Annotated in this window: 13 protein-coding genes; 6 read left to right on the plus strand and 7 right to left on the minus strand. The window is 54.2% G+C overall.

All coding sequences use genetic code 11. The annotated features are described in order from the left end of the window. The first annotated feature begins 12 nt into the window (after nt 1–12). The 4 genes from L1047_RS11700 (at nt 13) to L1047_RS11710 (ending at nt 3,580) form a co-directional block, all read left to right on the plus strand. Complete coding sequence (locus tag L1047_RS11700) at nt 13–600, plus strand: Uma2 family endonuclease (protein WP_235279152.1); 588 nt, start codon at nt 13–15, stop codon at nt 598–600. Between the two features lie 208 nt (nt 601–808). Next, complete coding sequence (locus tag L1047_RS16800) at nt 809–952, plus strand: HepT-like ribonuclease domain-containing protein (protein WP_443081724.1); 144 nt, start codon at nt 809–811, stop codon at nt 950–952. 8 nt (nt 953–960) lie between these two features. Continuing rightward, complete coding sequence (locus tag L1047_RS11705) at nt 961–3,141, plus strand: molybdopterin oxidoreductase family protein (RefSeq protein ID WP_235279153.1); 2,181 nt, start codon at nt 961–963, stop codon at nt 3,139–3,141. Further along, nucleotides 3,122–3,580, plus strand: a complete 459-nt coding sequence (locus L1047_RS11710; protein ID WP_235279154.1) for a nitrate reductase associated protein — start codon at nt 3,122–3,124, stop codon at nt 3,578–3,580. The genes L1047_RS11705 and L1047_RS11710 overlap by 20 nt, the downstream gene beginning before the upstream one ends. Before the next feature lie 244 nt (nt 3,581–3,824). Here L1047_RS11710 and purD read toward each other — a convergent pair whose 3' ends face one another. From purD to L1047_RS11725, 3 genes are all read right to left on the minus strand, one after another. Next, nucleotides 3,825–5,123, minus strand: a complete 1,299-nt coding sequence (purD, locus tag L1047_RS11715; RefSeq protein ID WP_235279155.1) for a phosphoribosylamine--glycine ligase — start codon at nt 5,121–5,123, stop codon at nt 3,825–3,827. A 103-nt stretch (nt 5,124–5,226) separates the two neighbouring features. Next, nucleotides 5,227–6,435: a glycosyltransferase gene (locus tag L1047_RS11720; RefSeq protein WP_235279156.1), complete on the minus strand. Its 1,209-nt coding sequence runs from the start codon at nt 6,433–6,435 to the stop codon at nt 5,227–5,229. Between the two features lie 33 nt (nt 6,436–6,468). After that, nucleotides 6,469–7,758, minus strand: coding sequence for an HD domain-containing protein (locus L1047_RS11725; protein ID WP_235279157.1), 1,290 nt, complete (start codon nt 7,756–7,758; stop codon nt 6,469–6,471). A 157-nt stretch (nt 7,759–7,915) separates the two neighbouring features. On the opposite strand from L1047_RS11725, the gene L1047_RS11730 reads away from it, so the two are divergent. After that, nucleotides 7,916–8,992, plus strand: a complete 1,077-nt coding sequence (locus tag L1047_RS11730) for an SGNH/GDSL hydrolase family protein (protein WP_235279158.1) — start codon at nt 7,916–7,918, stop codon at nt 8,990–8,992. Between the two features lie 88 nt (nt 8,993–9,080). Here L1047_RS11730 and L1047_RS11735 read toward each other — a convergent pair whose 3' ends face one another. Then, the gene (locus L1047_RS11735) at nt 9,081–10,922 is read right to left on the minus strand and encodes a ribonuclease J (protein ID WP_235279159.1); all 1,842 of its coding nucleotides are present in this window, start codon (nt 10,920–10,922) and stop codon (nt 9,081–9,083) included. Between the two features lie 238 nt (nt 10,923–11,160). Further along, nucleotides 11,161–12,081: a 4-hydroxy-tetrahydrodipicolinate synthase gene (dapA, locus tag L1047_RS11740; RefSeq protein ID WP_328286068.1), complete on the minus strand. Its 921-nt coding sequence runs from the start codon at nt 12,079–12,081 to the stop codon at nt 11,161–11,163. A 303-nt stretch (nt 12,082–12,384) separates the two neighbouring features. Between dapA and L1047_RS11745 the strand changes: the two genes are divergently transcribed. Next, nucleotides 12,385–13,011, plus strand: a complete 627-nt coding sequence (locus tag L1047_RS11745) for a nitroreductase family protein (RefSeq protein ID WP_235279160.1) — start codon at nt 12,385–12,387, stop codon at nt 13,009–13,011. Nucleotides 13,012–13,037: 26 nt separating this feature from the next. Here the strand turns inward: L1047_RS11745 and L1047_RS11750 are convergent, their stop codons facing one another. Together L1047_RS11750 and L1047_RS11755 are read right to left on the minus strand one after the other, a co-directional pair. Next, nucleotides 13,038–13,532 (minus strand): hypothetical protein, encoded by a 495-nt coding sequence (locus L1047_RS11750; RefSeq protein ID WP_235279161.1) that lies wholly within the window; start codon nt 13,530–13,532, stop codon nt 13,038–13,040. A 95-nt stretch (nt 13,533–13,627) separates the two neighbouring features. After that, nucleotides 13,628–15,217 (minus strand): NAD(P)H-quinone oxidoreductase subunit 4, encoded by a 1,590-nt coding sequence (locus tag L1047_RS11755; protein ID WP_328286079.1) that lies wholly within the window; start codon nt 15,215–15,217, stop codon nt 13,628–13,630. Nucleotides 15,218–15,485 lie beyond the last annotated feature (268 nt).

A 15,485-nucleotide genomic window follows, 5' to 3' on the forward strand; every position in this document is an offset into this window, starting at 1 on the left:
AGAACAAGATCGATGGTGATTGCCCATCAGCCAGCTCCAACTCAGCAGATGGATCCAGAAATAGAGGATCTTGCCTTAATCCTGCCGAAAACTCTAGAAGAATATCTTGCCAACCCAGTTGATAAATCAGAGTGGGTAGATGGCCAGGTTGTGGAGAAGTCAGGCCAAACACTTATGCATGCAAAGATACAAACTCGACTTCTCATTCGATGGGCAAACTATGTCGAAAATCAGCAGTTAGGGGGGATAGTACTGGTGGAGGCTCCCTGCCAAACTTTAGGGAGAGGAAGACCTCCTGACGTTGCCTATCTTTCTCCAGACTTGGTTGAACAATTTGGTGACGATGTTGCTACACTGCCTCAAAGTTACTCCTTGATTGCGGAGATCATCTCTCCAACAGACAGTGGAGAAAATATCTTTCTGAAAGCGCAGGAATATCTCAGCTCCGCAATCTTAGAAGTTTGGCTGTTTTTTCTAAAAAGCAAATATATTTTCATTCAAACTCAAGAGCAAAACCTTTGGCTAGCCGAGAAGGATGTGGCCAAAACTCAACAAGTCTTGCCGGGTTTTGAGATTGCAGTTTCCGAACTACTCAGTTAAGGGATCCCTATAAACATAAAATGACATTTGATCTGGTTGAAGACGATGGGATTGAGAATTGATGATTTGCTCAAAGACAAAAGAGAAATCGTTTTTGCTATTGCTGCCAAGCATGAAGAAAACCATGTCAAAGTATTAAGAGAGGCTACTCCTCTGTGGGCGACCTAGAGCTTCTTACCTGTATATTTTAGATATTAACTAGAAAGATATATCAGATTTTCGAGATGTGTTGATTCATTCGTGCCTACAAGTTGATTTTGAGCAGGTTTGGGCTGTCGTCGCACAAGAAATTCCAAGCTTAAAGCCTAAGCTAAAATCTAAGCTAATAGTCATCCATCCTTTCCAGTGCTGAGTTAGAAAGTGACGAGTCATCAAGTTACTAAGACCCAATGCCCCTATTGCGGAGTAGGGTGTGGATTAGAGGCCGTTCCTACTCCTGCGGGCGATTGGAAAATTCGTGGAGATCGGGAGCACCCCTCCAGTTTGGGAATGGTGTGTGTGAAGGGAGCCACGATTATGGAGTCGGTCAGCCAAGATCGATTGCTTTACCCCATGTTTCGAGAGAATCTAGAGCAACCTTTTCGGCGCATCTCTTGGGAACAAGCTTTGCAAGAAATCACCATCCGCATCCAAGATTTGCAAGATACCCCTGATGCAATGGCAATGTACGGATCTGGGCAATTTTTGACGGAAGATTACTATGTGGCCCAAAAACTGATTAAAGGATATCTGAGAACTAACAATTTTGATGCCAATTCTCGTCTGTGTATGTCCTCGGCAGTTTCGGGCTATATTCAATCTTTTGGCTCCGATGGCCCCCCTTGCTGTTACGAGGATTTAGATCAGTGTGATCTGGCCTTTTTGGTGGGTACCAATACGGCAGAATGTCATCCCATTCTCTTTAATCGCCTGAAAAAAAGACATCGGTTTGGATCCCCTCTTAAGATTATTGTGGTGGATCCCCGCAAAACTCAGACTGCGGAAGCAGCAGATCTGTACTTGGGTATTCAGCCGGGTAGTGATATTGATCTATTTAACGGGATCGCCCATTTGCTCTTGCGCTGGGGGGAGATTGATGCCCCTTTCATCGAAGATTGCACGCAAGGCTTTGCCCAATACGCGGCCTTGTTATCTAGTTATGAGCCTGAAACGGTGGCACAGCGCTGTGGCATCTCGCCGGAAGATCTGATCCAGGCTGCCAAACTCTGGCAGGGATCCCAAAAGATTCTTTCCCTTTGGTCGATGGGCCTCAATCAATCCAGCGAAGGTACGGCCAAAATCTCTAGCTTGATCAATCTCCATTTGATGACGGGGCAGATTGGCAAGCCGGGGATGGGGCCATTTTCGCTGACAGGTCAACCCAATGCCATGGGGGGCCGAGAGGCCGGAGGATTATCCCATTTGCTGCCGGGATATCGCTCGGTGAAAAATCCTCAGCACCGAGCAGAAGTGGAACAGGCTTGGGGCTTGCCCAGTGGATCTATATCGCCTCAGCCAGGGCTAACTGCAACCGAAATGATTTCTGCTCTAGAAGCAGGATCCCTGCAACTGTTCTGGATCGCGGCAACTAATCCTCTGGTGAGCTTGCCCGATCTAGAGCGAGTTAAAAAGGCCTTGAGAAAATCTCCATTTACAATCTATCAAGAAGCCTATTACCCCACCGAAACAGCTGAGTATGCCCATCTGCTCTTGCCCGCCTGCCAATGGAGCGAAAAAACAGGGGTGATGACCAACTCGGAGCGCCGGGTTACCCTTTGCCAACAATTTCAGGATCCCCCCGGAGAAACCCGACCAGATTGGGACATTTTTGCGGAAGTGGGGCGTAGATTGGGGTTTGTTGAGCCATTTCAGTTTCAAAGCTCAGCAGACGTTTATGCCGAATTTGCTGCCCTTACGGAAAATCGCCCTTGTGATCACTCGGGCCTCAGTCATGCTCTTTTGGCCGAACAAGGCCCTCAACAATGGCCCTACCCCAAGGATCAAACCCAGGATAAGATTCTGGATCCCGCCCGACTTTATACCGATTTGCGCTTTCCCACTGTGGATGGTCGCGCTCGGTTTATCCCCTACCATTCCCGTGGATTGGCTGAGCCTGCGGATCCCCAATATCCTCTTGTATTGACTACCGGTCGAGTTTATGGCCACTGGCACACCCAAACCCGCACCGGCAGAGTCGAGAAAATTACCAAAATGCATCCGCAGCCCTTTATTGAGATTCATCCCCACGATGCCGAAAAGCTAGCCCTCCAGAATGGGGATCCAGTTCAGGTAAGTTCCGCCCGTGGGCAAGCCTATTTCCCCGCTAAGATCACTCGTGCCATTGCGCCGGGAACGGTGTTTGTGCCCATGCACTGGGGATCCCTGTGGGCAGAATCTGCCGAGTGCAATGCGCTCACCCACGACATCAGTTGTCCAGTCTCTGGCCAACCAGAATTAAAAGCCTGTGCAGTTGCTTTGAGCAAAGCAGAGTCGTTTCCGCCGAAACTGGAGATTGAGAAGATTGTACCCGAGGAAGTTTTGGATGTCTCTGTTTCAGTTTGAGCAGGATTTTGCCGATTCTCTGCGCTGTATCCCCATGAGTGTGCGCCTCAAGTTAGATTTGTGCGGGATTAAGCTCAAACTCCATCAGTGGGGGCAATTTTCAACTCAGCAAAAGCAGCAGTGTGTCAACTGGCCCTTTCAAACCCCCCAGGATATTGAACAATTTGGCAGCCATTTACGGCAGTTGATTCGTTCTACCTGTCATGAGGAGGCTAAAGAAATTCCCCCTGACCCACTGCCCGAATGGCAAAATACGGATGGGATCCCAGTCAGTGTTCAACAAAAGGCCGAGGAACTAGGGATTCAGATAACCCTCGATTTCTGGAAAACCCTACAGGATCTACAACGATTCGCCCTAATTAAACTGAGCCGTTCCCATCACGAAAATAAGAATTTTTTGCCAGCCTTACAAGAATTTGGCCTGAAGCCAAAAGTTTGAACGGGAATGGTTCAGCCCTCTGTGGATTCCCTCAATTCCTTCTCAGTACAGGTGTTCTGGGCGCGGAGGAGTCCTCGTTGAGGAATATAAATTAAAGTTGAGGATTTGATACTTGCGTTGCTTTCTTGTTACAGGAAGCGTTATTTTTTAGCTATCAAAACTCTTTTCAATACGGTCTTTACTGGCCCCGGAGGAGCGACCCTCTGGGGTTCATTTTTTCTGAGTAGGTTGCTGAGTAGATTGACTAAACGGGTGCTACACCCCAACGGACAGCAGATCCCAGCGCTCGGCTGCCAATATCAGAACGACAATAGGCTCCGGTAAACTGCACTTGCTCCACCGCTGCATAGGCTTGGCCCAAGGCTTCCGATAGACTGGCCCCTTGCCCTGTCATACACAAGACGCGTCCGCCATCGCTGAGGATCTGCCCGCCCGCCTGACGGGTACCGGCATGAAACACTAAGGCTCCTGTTTGGGTGGCTGCTGCTAAGCCAAAGATCGGGATCCCACGTTCATAGGGGCCTGGATAGCCGGGTGCAGCCATGACCACGCAGGCAGCGTAGCCGGGTTTCCAGTTCAGCTGGACTTGGGCCAAACGCCCTTCCACACAGGCCAGCAGCACCTCTTCGAGCGGGTTTTCCAGCAACGGCAAAATCACCTGGGCTTCTGGATCCCCAAATCGGCAGTTGTACTCCAACACATAGGGATCCCCTGTGGGTGTGATCATCAACCCAGCATAGATCACCCCTTGGTAGAGAATGCCCCGCTGCTGCAAGCCCCTTAGGGTGGGATCCAACACCTGGGTTTGAAGGCGGGCCAATAACTCCGGTGTCACCAGATGATCCGCTGGAGCATGAGCCCCCATGCCGCCGGTATTTGGGCCAGTATCCCCGTCGCCAATGCGTTTGTAGTCCTGAGCAGGCAAAAGGGGCACACAGGTTTGGCCATCCGTGAGGGCCAGTAGCGACACCTCTTGGCCTGTGATGAACTCTTCAATCACCACCTGTTGGGAGCTAGAAGGATGAGCCAGCGCCGCCTGTAGAGCTTGTGCCGCCTCATCGCGGTGTTGGGCAATGGTCACCCCTTTGCCTGCCGCCAGTCCATCCACCTTCACCACCAGTGGAAAGGACTGGGAATCCAGGTAAGCCAGGGCCGCCGCCAACTCCTTAAATCCAGTAGCACGAGGCGTCGGGATCCCGGCTTCTTGCATCAGATGTTTGGCCCAGAGTTTGCTCCCCTCCAATTGGGCGGCCACACGGTTCGGCCCAAAAATGGTCAGCCCAGCCGCTTGAAAGGCATCGACAATCCCCTCCACCAAGGGCACCTCCGGCCCCACCACCGTCAGACGGATCCCTTGTACGGTGGCAAAACGTACCAACCCCTCAATATCGGTTGCCGCCAACGCTAAGGATTGGCAGCGGGGCATCTGGCGCGTTCCCCCATTGCCGGGTGCGCAGTAAACTTGGGTAACTTGCGGAGACTGCAACAGCTTCCAGGCTAGAGCGTGTTCTCGTCCCCCCGATCCGATGACCAGAACTTGCATATCCCGCTATTCCACCGTTCGTAAACCCAACTAGCTGCATATTGGGGCGTCCCCAAACACCCCCCATTAGACCATGTTCCTGTAGCGTTTCACGTTGGCTGGGTTAGTTTGCTGCCAAAGAACGACCCCGCCAAGTCCAGTTGCGTCCGGTGCTAGTGCGAATCGCCGAGGCCAAAACGATCGCCGCTGTCACCCAGCCCCCCACTGCCGTCAGCCACCAGTAACGCAAGGGCAAATCGGCCCAGTGTTTGAGGAGCCATCGAATCCCCAGTTGAGCCAGGATCCCGGCCAAACTGGCCAACAACACCCCTAAAGATTGGGTGGCCACAGCTAAGATCAGCCCCAGCCAGGGCAGACTGCAAATCGCCAAAATGGTAACTATGGCTAACAGTGCCAGCAACCAGTTGCGCTCCAGGCCCAAAAACCAATTTTTTGTCCAACCTTCCCAAAGGGCGGCCCCATCAGCATACATACGGCTGCGCACCCGTTCTCCGCCCAGGCGCAACTGGAGACCCCATCCATTCGCTTTGATGCGCTGGCCCAAGGTGACATCTTCCACCACCACATCTGCTACTCCGGCATGCCCGCCAATTTGTTCGTAGGCGAGGCGGCGGAACAACATAAACGGCCCAAAGGCAAATGCCTTGGAACTCCTGGGATCGTTCACAGCCGCAAAGTTATATCCTGCTGCCAGGATGGTCATCATGATTGGTTGCACCAACCATTCCGCCAGGCAACCACACACCAACTGGGGCCCCACCGTAACCAGGCCACTGTCTGTTTCCAGCAGCTGCCTCAGGGCTGCCTCAATCGCGCCGGATCCCAGCCGCACATCACAATCGAGAAACAGCAGATAATCGGCTTCAATCGTCGCCACCGCCTGGGCACAGGCCCAGTTTTTGCCCACCCACACCTGCCCTTCTGGACGGGGATCCCCTTTGAGCAGATGCAGGCGCGGATCTTGTCGGTCGGCAGCCAAGGCTTGGGCTAGATCCCAGGTGGCATCGGTAGAATCATCATCCACCAGCCACACCTGCAGCGGAGCTGAAGTACTTTCCAAGATGCTGGTCAGACAGTCCACCACGTTTTGGGCCTCGTTGTAAGCAGGCACAATCACCGCCAGCCGCGCCATCGCCGCAGCAACCTGGTTGGTTTGGTCTTCCGGGACGTCGGTCAGCCAAGGGGAAGCCGCCAACGCGCGCCACAGCCGCAAGGCCACCAACCCAATCAACAGGGCCGTCATCGCCAGTACCCCCATGAGCAGGCCAGGGATCCCAGACTCGATGTGTCCCCACACTAAGCTCCCCAACATGTCTTTCTCCCGCCAATTCACATCTGAAGTGCATCAGGCATACAAAAACCCCTCCACGATATCGCTGTAGGGGCGGGGAAAGATCAACCAGACTTGCAGTTGGGTTTCCACCAGAGCGCGTACCAAGGGGGAAAGATGGGCAATTTCTTCGTAGCCCCGGTCGGTTTTCAGGTGGATCCCTTGGGCGTAGAGGCTGTAGCCCTGGGTGTGGGCTGAGCGGATCCCCAGGTAACTTTCGGGATCCAGACCATCCCGCAGCATTTTTTCGCCGACGGTGGCGATCAGTTTTTCTCGTCGGTCTTCGGGCAACTGAGTCAGGTTACGGGCCTTAAACAGATCCCGATCCAGGTAGCGCCGCGATAGATCCGACAAAATCGGGTCAGCCGCAAACATTGCCCAAAAGCGCAACGGATAGCTAAAGAGCACATCATCTGCTGCCAAATAGAGGGGCAACGGCAACTCAAAAGGATCCCCTTTTTGTGCGGCCATTGAGGCCCAAGACCAGGCCGTCAGCACCGGATCCAGCTCAATTTCCCCCTTTTGCAAGAGCACCTGCGCACGCTTAAACAGCCGATCCAAAATGAAGCGGGCAGACAAACTTTTGGGATGTTGGTACACCTGGGTGTACATGAAGTAGCGCACCACCAAGTAATGTTCGATCGCCCCCAAGCCTTTGCGGGCCGGAATGGACAGGGATCCCGTTTCTGGATCGTAATCGAGCACTGTTACAATCCGATCCAAATCCAGATGGCCGTACTGAGCGCCTGTGAGCAGGCTATCCCGCATGAGGTAATCGAAGCGGTCGCAGTCTAGTTGGCTGGAGATCAGTTGCCCCACCAGGGGCAGGGGAAATTGCTTGTGCAACACCTGCTGCATCTGGGCTGGCAGCTGCGGATTGAACTCCGCCAGCAGGGCGGAAACTTGTGGATCCTCCCGTAAAATGCGCGCTGTCCAGACTTCGTGGTGACAGCCGAAGATCTCTTCCCCCGCGTGGCTAAAGGGGCTATGGCCAATATCGTGCAACAGGGCAGAGGCTAGAGTCACCGCCCGGTAGGGCCGCAACTCCGCGTAACGGCGGGCCAACTTGTCGAACAGCCGTCGGGCAATGTGCAACACCCCCACCGAATGGGTAAAGCGGGATCCCTCTGCTCCATGGAAGGTAAAAAAGGCCGTATCCAACTGGCGAATGCGGCGCAGGCGCTGAAAAGCCGGCGTATCGATCAGGCGAATCAAGAGTGCCTCAACCGCATCCCCTCCATCTAGGCTGATGGCTCCATGCAGGGGATCGTGATAGGTACGAGACTTGCAAAAACGCAGCGCCATACTCCTACCATACTCGCTCCCTTTCTCGGATGTCGGAGCTGGTCGCAACAGCCTTGCAAAGAAATAGCACAACTCCTCCTTGGTTAAAATGCCCTTTGTGGAGCTTGTTGCTAGCAGCGGCGAGCAGCATTGCCTTGAGAGAAGCGCTAAAGATCAGATGAGTGCCAATATATCAAGGGATCCTTTCTCCCCCCAGCGGATATCCAACCAGTGGATATCCAAAAAGCGTTGGACTGGCTTACTACTGGCCTTAGCCCTCAGTTTGCATTTGGTCGCTTGTTCTGGAGCCTCTGAATCGGTTGTGCCCACCCCACCCACTCTCACCCGCTATACGGCTCTGGGGGCCAGTGATGCTGTCGGATTCAATGCTTCCGTTTCCTGTGATGGCCCTGCCAATACCGCCGGTATCCGGCCCCAACGATCAGATCCACTGGATTGCCCAAATGGAACCGGCTATGTGCCTCGTTTAGCCCAGTCTTTGCCGGCACCGGTTCAGTTGACAAACCTAGGTCGTTCGGGGGCGGTGATCAGCCCCACCATTCAAGCTTTAGGGGACTCTTTTCCCGCCAACCTATTGCAGGATCAAGTGCCCCGTATCCCCCCCGACACTACCTTGATAACGCTCTGGATCGGAGGGAATGACACCAACGCCATTACCCTAGCAGCTGTTCGTCTAGCGATAGAGGGAGGGGATCCCTTTTCTTTTATCGATCGCCAAATCGAGCAATTCGCCAGCGACTATCAAACGCTGTTGCAATTTATTCGCGCCCGTGCCCCGCAGACCCGCATTGTCGTGGCCAACCTGCCCAACTTTGCCCTGATCCCCTTGGGGCAACAGCAACCCGACAGTGCGCGTCAACTGTTGGCTACGGTTTCCCTGGGTCTGAGCCAACGGGTCATCAACCCCCTCAGCCAGCAAGGGATCCCGGTGGTGGATTTGCTCTGCGATCCGCGCTCCTACAGCCGCGACTCCTTTTTCCCTGGCCCGATTGCCGATGGCTTTCACCCCAATGACCAGGGCTATGCTGACTTGGCCGATGCTTTTTTAAGAGCGATTCAGCAACCCACCCCACCCCAACCCAGTTGCCCTCCCTTCAGCGAGAGGGGATCCTGGTTGCAACAGGAGGCAACTGTTCGCGTCAGCGAGATGGAGGCCTGGCTGAGGAGCTTTTTGAACAAATTTAGCCTGCAATCCCCCATCCTCGCGTCAGCAGATAGGGGAGCATTCATCTAGTGAAACAGACAAAAATAGAGATAGAAATAGAGAATCCCTCTAAGGGATCCTGCATGTTAGCGAGATTGTGCCGCAGCAATGGGCTGGTCTAGGACGCCACCACAGCTGCAGAGGAGCGCCGCCGCCGCCGAGAAGCATCCGGCACCTCTTGTCGAGGTTCAGGCTCTGCGACTGGCACAGAAGAGACTGACTCTTGTTCAGGGGATTGCACAAACACCACCACAGTCGGTTTGTTGCGCAGTTGTTCTCGCACAAAGCGACATACCACCCGCTCCAATTCCCCCTTGAGGCCAGCCCAGTCGATATCCACCCTGCCTTGTTCCAGAGAGCGGGCAAAGTGAGACCATTCTCGTTGGAGGGTATCCTCTAGCAGCAGTTTCAAGGCGGATCCCTTGAGATTCTTAGCCTCACCGGCCAAGCCAAAGGTTTGTACCTGTGGGGCATAGAGCAACTGGCCGCTGCTATCCAGGCTGAGCACCACCGTTACCATACCATCTTTGGCAATCTGCTGACGCTCTTGGAGCACTTTGTCCATCACCACGCCTGCACGGGAATCATCCATCATCTGTAGGCCAGAGGGTACCTTGTCGATGACAGCAATGCGATCCTGGCTCACCTCCACCACATCGCCATTGTCGACGATGACGATATTTTCGCGGGGGATCCCCATGCTCATGGCGGTTTCTGCGTGCTTGAGCAACATGCGGTACTCGCCGTGGGTGGGCACGAAGAACTTAGGCCGGGTGAGAGCCAGCATCAGCTTTTGGTCTTCCTGGCAGCCGTGGCCGGAGACGTGCAAACCCTTGTCTTTGCCATAAATTACGTTGGCTCCCAACTCCATCAGCTTGTCGATCACCCGAGACACCGGAATCGTGTTGCCCGGAATCGGGTTGGCCGACCAAACCACCGTATCTCCAGGCTTGATTTGAAGTTGAGGGTGCTCACCATTGGCAATGCGGGTGAGGGCGGCCAGGGGCTCCCCTTGGGATCCGGTGGTGAGAATGATCACCTGATCATCAGGCAGATTATTGATCACATGCATCGGCTGCAGAGTTTCATCCTTGCAGCGGATATACCCCAAACGGCGGGCATGAGCCACCACATTCAACATGGAGCGGCCCAGCAAAGACACTACCCGCCCCTGTTGTTCGGCAGCCTGCAACACCAGATTCAGACGGTGCACCGAGGAGGCAAAGGTGGTAATGATCACTCGGCCCTTAGCCCCCGCAATAGCTTTAGAAAGACCGGGTAACACAGAAGCTTCGGAAGGGGTAAATCCCGGCACTTCAGCGTTGGTGGAGTCGCTAATCAGGCAAAGAACGCCTTTCTCCCCATGTTCTGCCAGCCGTTGCAGGTCGAAATACTCCCCATCCACGGGGGTATGGTCGATTTTGAAATCGCCGGTTTGGATAATCACCCCAGCGGGAGTATGCAGAGCCACGGTAAAACTATCGGCAAAAGAGTGGGTATTGCGAATAAATTCCGCAAAAAAATGTTTGCTCAGGGGTACGATCTCGCGGGGGGCAACAGTGCGCAGTTCTGTACGGTTGAGCAGCCCAACATCCCGCAATTTTTCTTCTAGCAAGGCCAGCGCCAATCGAGGGCCGTAAATGACCGGAATATCGAACTCCCGCAGGTGATACGGGATCCCGCCGATGTGATCTTCATGGCCGTGGGTGACCACCATGCCCCGCACTTTGTCCCGGTTTTGCTTGATGTAAGACATATCCGGCAGCACGATATTCACGCCGTGCATACTTTCATCCGGGAAGGCCAAACCGGCATCCAGAAGGATAATGTCATCCTCGTAGCGGAAGGCCCAAGTGTTCTTGCCAATCTCCCGTTCTCCCCCCAGTGGAATGAGCTGAACGGAGGAAGTGGAAGGCGGAGCCACAGAACGAGAAGTAACCGGAGTACGTGATGTTGGCATAAAGGTCTAGATCCTCAACAGTAAAACAAAAACAAACCCAAAATTCGCGCAGGCCAACCCCAGCAAAGTATGGGAAAAAGCTGGATTTGGCTACTGCAATTCATTCATTTCCCAAGTTGGGAAAGAGTGAAATGATGTCAGGGGCACCATTGAACCACAGGTCAAACGCCACAAAAGAGCCCCATGCAAACCTCTCAAAACTTTAGTCATAGTGGAGGCAAAACCTGAAAAGATGCCATTATGAAACCTTCGCCGCCATTCGCCCGGATCCCTTCAATTCAGTCAACAACCCCATCTCTTCCAAAACCTGACGCAAAGCCTGTAAAGAACTCGCTTGCAGCGGAGCCAGGGGTAAACGCACCCGCCCCACCTGCCATCCCTGCATCTCCAGTGCTGCCTTGACCGGAACAGGGTTAGTCTCGACGAACAAAGCCTTGAACAAGGGAAATAGACGCAAGTGATGAGCCAAAGCCTGATCGTGCTGGCCTCTGGCGTAGCTTTGGATCAACTCTTGCAACTGCAACCCAACCAGATGGCTGGCTACACTAACCACACCGCTCCCGCCTAGAGACAAGATCGGCAAAGTCAAGGAATCATCTCCTGAGTAGATGCCGAAGCGGGAGGGAGTGAGTCGCCGAATTTCGGAAGCTACATCCATGATACCACTAGCTTCCTTGATAGCGACGATAGTTTCCAACTCCGCCAGTTTCGCCACGGTTTCCGGTTGTAAGCTAGCCCCCGTCCGACCGGGAATGTTGTAGAGCAGAATAGGGAGATCGCTCGCTTCGGCGATGGCTTTAAAATGTTGATAGAGCCCCGCTTGGGTGGGTTTGTTGTAGTAGGGCACCACCTGCAAGGAGCCATCCAACCCCAGTTGAGCGGCTTTCTTGGTAGCCTCGACTGCCTCTCGCGTGGAATTGGAGCCGGTGCCGGCAATCACCTTGGCCCGACCTGCCACGGCATCCCGAACCACTCGAAATAGCTCAAATTCTTCGTGCCAGGTTAGAGTGGGGGACTCGCCAGTGGTGCCACATACCACCAGGCCATCGCTGCCATGGGTCACCAAATAATCGGCCAAACGAGCGGCTTCGCCGTAGTTTAGCTCCCCCTCATCGGTGAAAGGGGTAACCATCGCCGTCAGCACCCGACCCAAACTCACAGACTGTTTCTCCCCATCAACCACACCGCTTCTAGCAGCGAGACAGATAACGGTACAGAGCCCGCTTGGACGCTGCCTGCCTTCTCACCTTCCCATCATAGCTGCCTCTGGGTCAGGGATCCCGTCCTGGTCGATCCGCCTTATCTCTCTATCGACCCAGGCTAAACTAGCAAAAGAAAATAAACAGAAGACAGGCCATTTAAACGCAGAATAACGGCTGGCTGGCCAGTTTTGTACTTAATTTAAGGATTTAAGGGAAGCAACCTTTATTGTTTTTCTCTCCTGACCCCGTGGAGGATCCTGATGGACGCCCTAACTGCCCTGAAAGCGCGCATCTCCGCCAACAAGTTCGACACTGACCGCAGTTTATCCGAAGCCGAAATCAAAGAGCTGGTTGCCTATGCAACAGAAGCGTCATCCGCCTACAACATTCAGCACTGGCGATTTGTCGCCGTCACGGAGCCAGAGGCCAAAGAGCGCCTCAAATCGGTAGCCTACAACCAACAGAAAGTCGCGGATGCGCCGGTGGTGTTTATCATCCTGGGGGATCTGCAAGGCTACGAAAAGATGGCTCAGATCGTTGAGCAGACCGTTGCTGCAGGGATCCTCCCCGCTGAGAAGGCCGAAGGTTGGGTGAAAATGGCCCAGAGTTCCTACCGCAACAATGCCACTTTGGCGCGGGATGAGGCGATTCGCTCAGGGGCAATGGCCGCCATGGCTTTAATGATTGCCGTGCAAGCGAAAGGACTGGTGAGCGGACCGATGATCGGGTTTGACCCGGAGGGGGTCAAACGGGAATTCAGGATTTCGGAACGCTATGTGCCAGTGATGTTGCTGCCCGTCGGATATGCTGCACCAGGAAATTGGCCACGGAAGCCCCGTTTGAGTGTGGATGAGGTGCTGGCCTTTGGGCAAGGGCGAGAGTTTTAGGGTTACAAGGGTTACAGCGGATCCTCTCACCGAGCCGGAATCTGCACTTGCGGAGCTAGGTTGGCTCGAAAGCGATCCGGGCGGGCTAGCAGAGGTGGTTCGGGGGGAGTTGCCATCTCTTCGAGCAGCGTTTGCGCCCACTCGAGCCCGATAGCCTCCCCACAGGGATGAGCCACCATCACCGTCACCCGTCCTGTCACATCGGTCATGGAGCAGTCGATGATGACGCTGGTATCGGAGCTTTGTCCCATGACAAAGGGGGTGTTGTTCAAGTTAATCACACGGTTGGGAGTAGGCAGTTGATGGGCATTGAGAACAGCTGCTGCCCTCGCTTCACAGTCTGCCTGGCTGAGATCGAGGTGAGCGTAGCGAAAAAAGAGGGCCGGAGCAGAGGGATCCGCCTTCTCCATGAGCCAACTGGGTTCTGCCGTTGAGGTTGGGGAAGTCTGCCTAGCCAGATAAAAACCCGACATTCCCCCCAGCAGCGCAGCCGCCAGGACGATCAAACTCCTGAGATGCATCTTTTAGGATCCCCAAAGAGATGGCTACAAGTTAGCACGGCCACCCGGAAGTGAATCCGATAGAGATAGCCAGAAAGACTCTGGGATCCCCATCCTCAGTCGTAGAGGGCAGGAGCCAAGGCCACTGTTTCGGTGGGTGGCGGGGGGAGTTCTTGCCGTAGGGTGGCCACCAGAGCGTTGGTGGATGGGTCGTAGAGAGTGGTGACCAATTTCGGATACAGCCCAATGCCGATTATCGGGATGAGCAAGCAGGCGATGATGAACACCTCACGAGGTTCGGCGTCCACCAATTCCTCGTGCTCGGTCAGCTCTTTGTTTTCAGGGCCAAAGAAGATCTGCCGCAACATGGATAGCAAGTAGATGGGGGTCAAGATCACCCCAACCGCCGCCAGAAACACCACCACCACCTTAAAGGGGCCCGAGTAGGCGTCGGTGGTGGCCATGCCGATAAACACCATGATCTCGGCCACAAAGCCACTCATGCCCGGCAGCGCCAGAGAGGCCAGCGAACAGGCGGTGAACATAGAAAAGATCTTGGGCATTTTCAAGCCCACGCCCCCCATCTCCTCTAGCTCCAGCGTGTGGGTGCGATCGTAGGTGGCCCCCACCAAGAAGAAGAGACTAGCCCCGATCAACCCATGGGAGATCATCTGCAACATTGCCCCGCTCATGCCGATTTCCGTCAGGCAGCCGATACCGATCAACACAAAGCCCATGTGGCTGATGGAAGAATAGGCAATTTTGCGCTTCAGGTTGCGCTGAGCAAAAGAGGTCAAGGCAGCAAAGATGATATTCACCACCCCCAATACAATCAACACCGGCGCAAAGTAAAGATGGGCCTCCGGTAGCATTCCCACATTCATGCGCAGGAGGGCATAGCCGCCCATTTTCAGGAGGATCCCAGCCAGCAGCATGTGGACGGGCGCTGTGGCTTCCCCATGAGCATCCGGCAGCCAGGTGTGCAGAGGGAAAATCGGCAGTTTCACGCCATAGGCAATCAGAAAGGCTCCGTAAATGAGCAACTGGAAGGTGAGGGGATAGGTTTTCTGAGCCAGATCCGTCATGTCAAAGCTGATGGTGTTGCCGTAGAAGGCCATGGCCAAAGCCGCTACCAAAATAAAGAGGGAGCTGAGGGCGGTGTAGAGGATGAACTTGGTGGCTGCATAGAGACGGTTTTTCCCACCCCAGATGGAGAGCAACAGATAAACCGGGATGAGCTCCAATTCCCACATCAGAAAAAAGAGCAGCATATCCTGCACGGCAAACACCCCGATCTGTCCACCATACATGGCCAACATCAGGAAATAAAACAGGCGGGGTTTGAGGGTGACGGGCCAGGAGGCCAGGATTGCCAGGGTGGTAATGAAGGCTGTCAACAAAATCAGGGGCATGGAGAGGCCATCCGCCCCCACCGACCAGCTCAGGCCCACCTGAGGCACCCAGGTGTAGCGCTCAAACAGTTGTAACCCTGTCTGGCTGGGATCATAGCCGTAGTAAAAACCGGCCAACAGAATCAGCAGATCCGTCACCCCGATGAACAATGCAAACCAGCGAATCCGTTCCGCCAGCTTTTGGGCATGGGCGCGGGTGCTAGGATCCCCTGCCGGAGCCGGGATCAGCGGAATGAATAGGGAGGCGACAATCGGGTAGAAAATCACCGTCGTCAGCCAGGGAAACTCGTTCAAGCTGGGCAGTGCCATGAATGCAACCTCGTTACGCCAAGTTCACTCCAAACCACCTAGGGGATCCCTGTCGGCTACACCGGGATAGCCCTTTACCAGAATCGCCCTTATGTATCAACGCTTAGCAAATCTACAGGATTATCTTAAGGCCCGCTCTCCGATTTAGATGGGATCCCTAGAGGACGACGGTGGCGGTGAATCTGCGGGGCAGGTGCGTTTGCGAAGGTTGTACCTGAAAATGAAGAGATACAAAGACAACCTCACAAGGGAT

The organism is Synechococcus sp. Nb3U1 (genome assembly GCF_021533835.1).
GTDB lineage: Bacteria > Cyanobacteriota > Cyanobacteriia > Thermostichales > Thermostichaceae > Thermostichus.

What these genes read in the sequence shown, in the direction of transcription:
- L1047_RS11750 (WP_235279161.1), bottom strand. Translation starts at nt 13,532, where the DNA reads ATGCATCTCAGGAGTTTGATCGTCCTGGCGGCTGCGCTGCTGGGGGGA.
- L1047_RS11725 (WP_235279157.1), bottom strand. Translation starts at nt 7,758, where the DNA reads ATGGCGCTGCGTTTTTGCAAGTCTCGTACCTATCACGATCCCCTGCAT.
- L1047_RS11745 (WP_235279160.1), top strand. Translation starts at nt 12,385, where the DNA reads ATGGACGCCCTAACTGCCCTGAAAGCGCGCATCTCCGCCAACAAGTTC.
- L1047_RS11710 (WP_235279154.1), top strand. Translation starts at nt 3,122, where the DNA reads ATGTCTCTGTTTCAGTTTGAGCAGGATTTTGCCGATTCTCTGCGCTGT.
- L1047_RS11720 (WP_235279156.1), bottom strand. Translation starts at nt 6,435, where the DNA reads ATGTTGGGGAGCTTAGTGTGGGGACACATCGAGTCTGGGATCCCTGGC.
- L1047_RS11735 (WP_235279159.1), bottom strand. Translation starts at nt 10,922, where the DNA reads ATGCCAACATCACGTACTCCGGTTACTTCTCGTTCTGTGGCTCCGCCT.
- purD (WP_235279155.1), bottom strand. Translation starts at nt 5,123, where the DNA reads ATGCAAGTTCTGGTCATCGGATCGGGGGGACGAGAACACGCTCTAGCC.
- L1047_RS11730 (WP_235279158.1), top strand. Translation starts at nt 7,916, where the DNA reads ATGAGTGCCAATATATCAAGGGATCCTTTCTCCCCCCAGCGGATATCC.
- L1047_RS11700 (WP_235279152.1), top strand. Translation starts at nt 13, where the DNA reads ATGGTGATTGCCCATCAGCCAGCTCCAACTCAGCAGATGGATCCAGAA.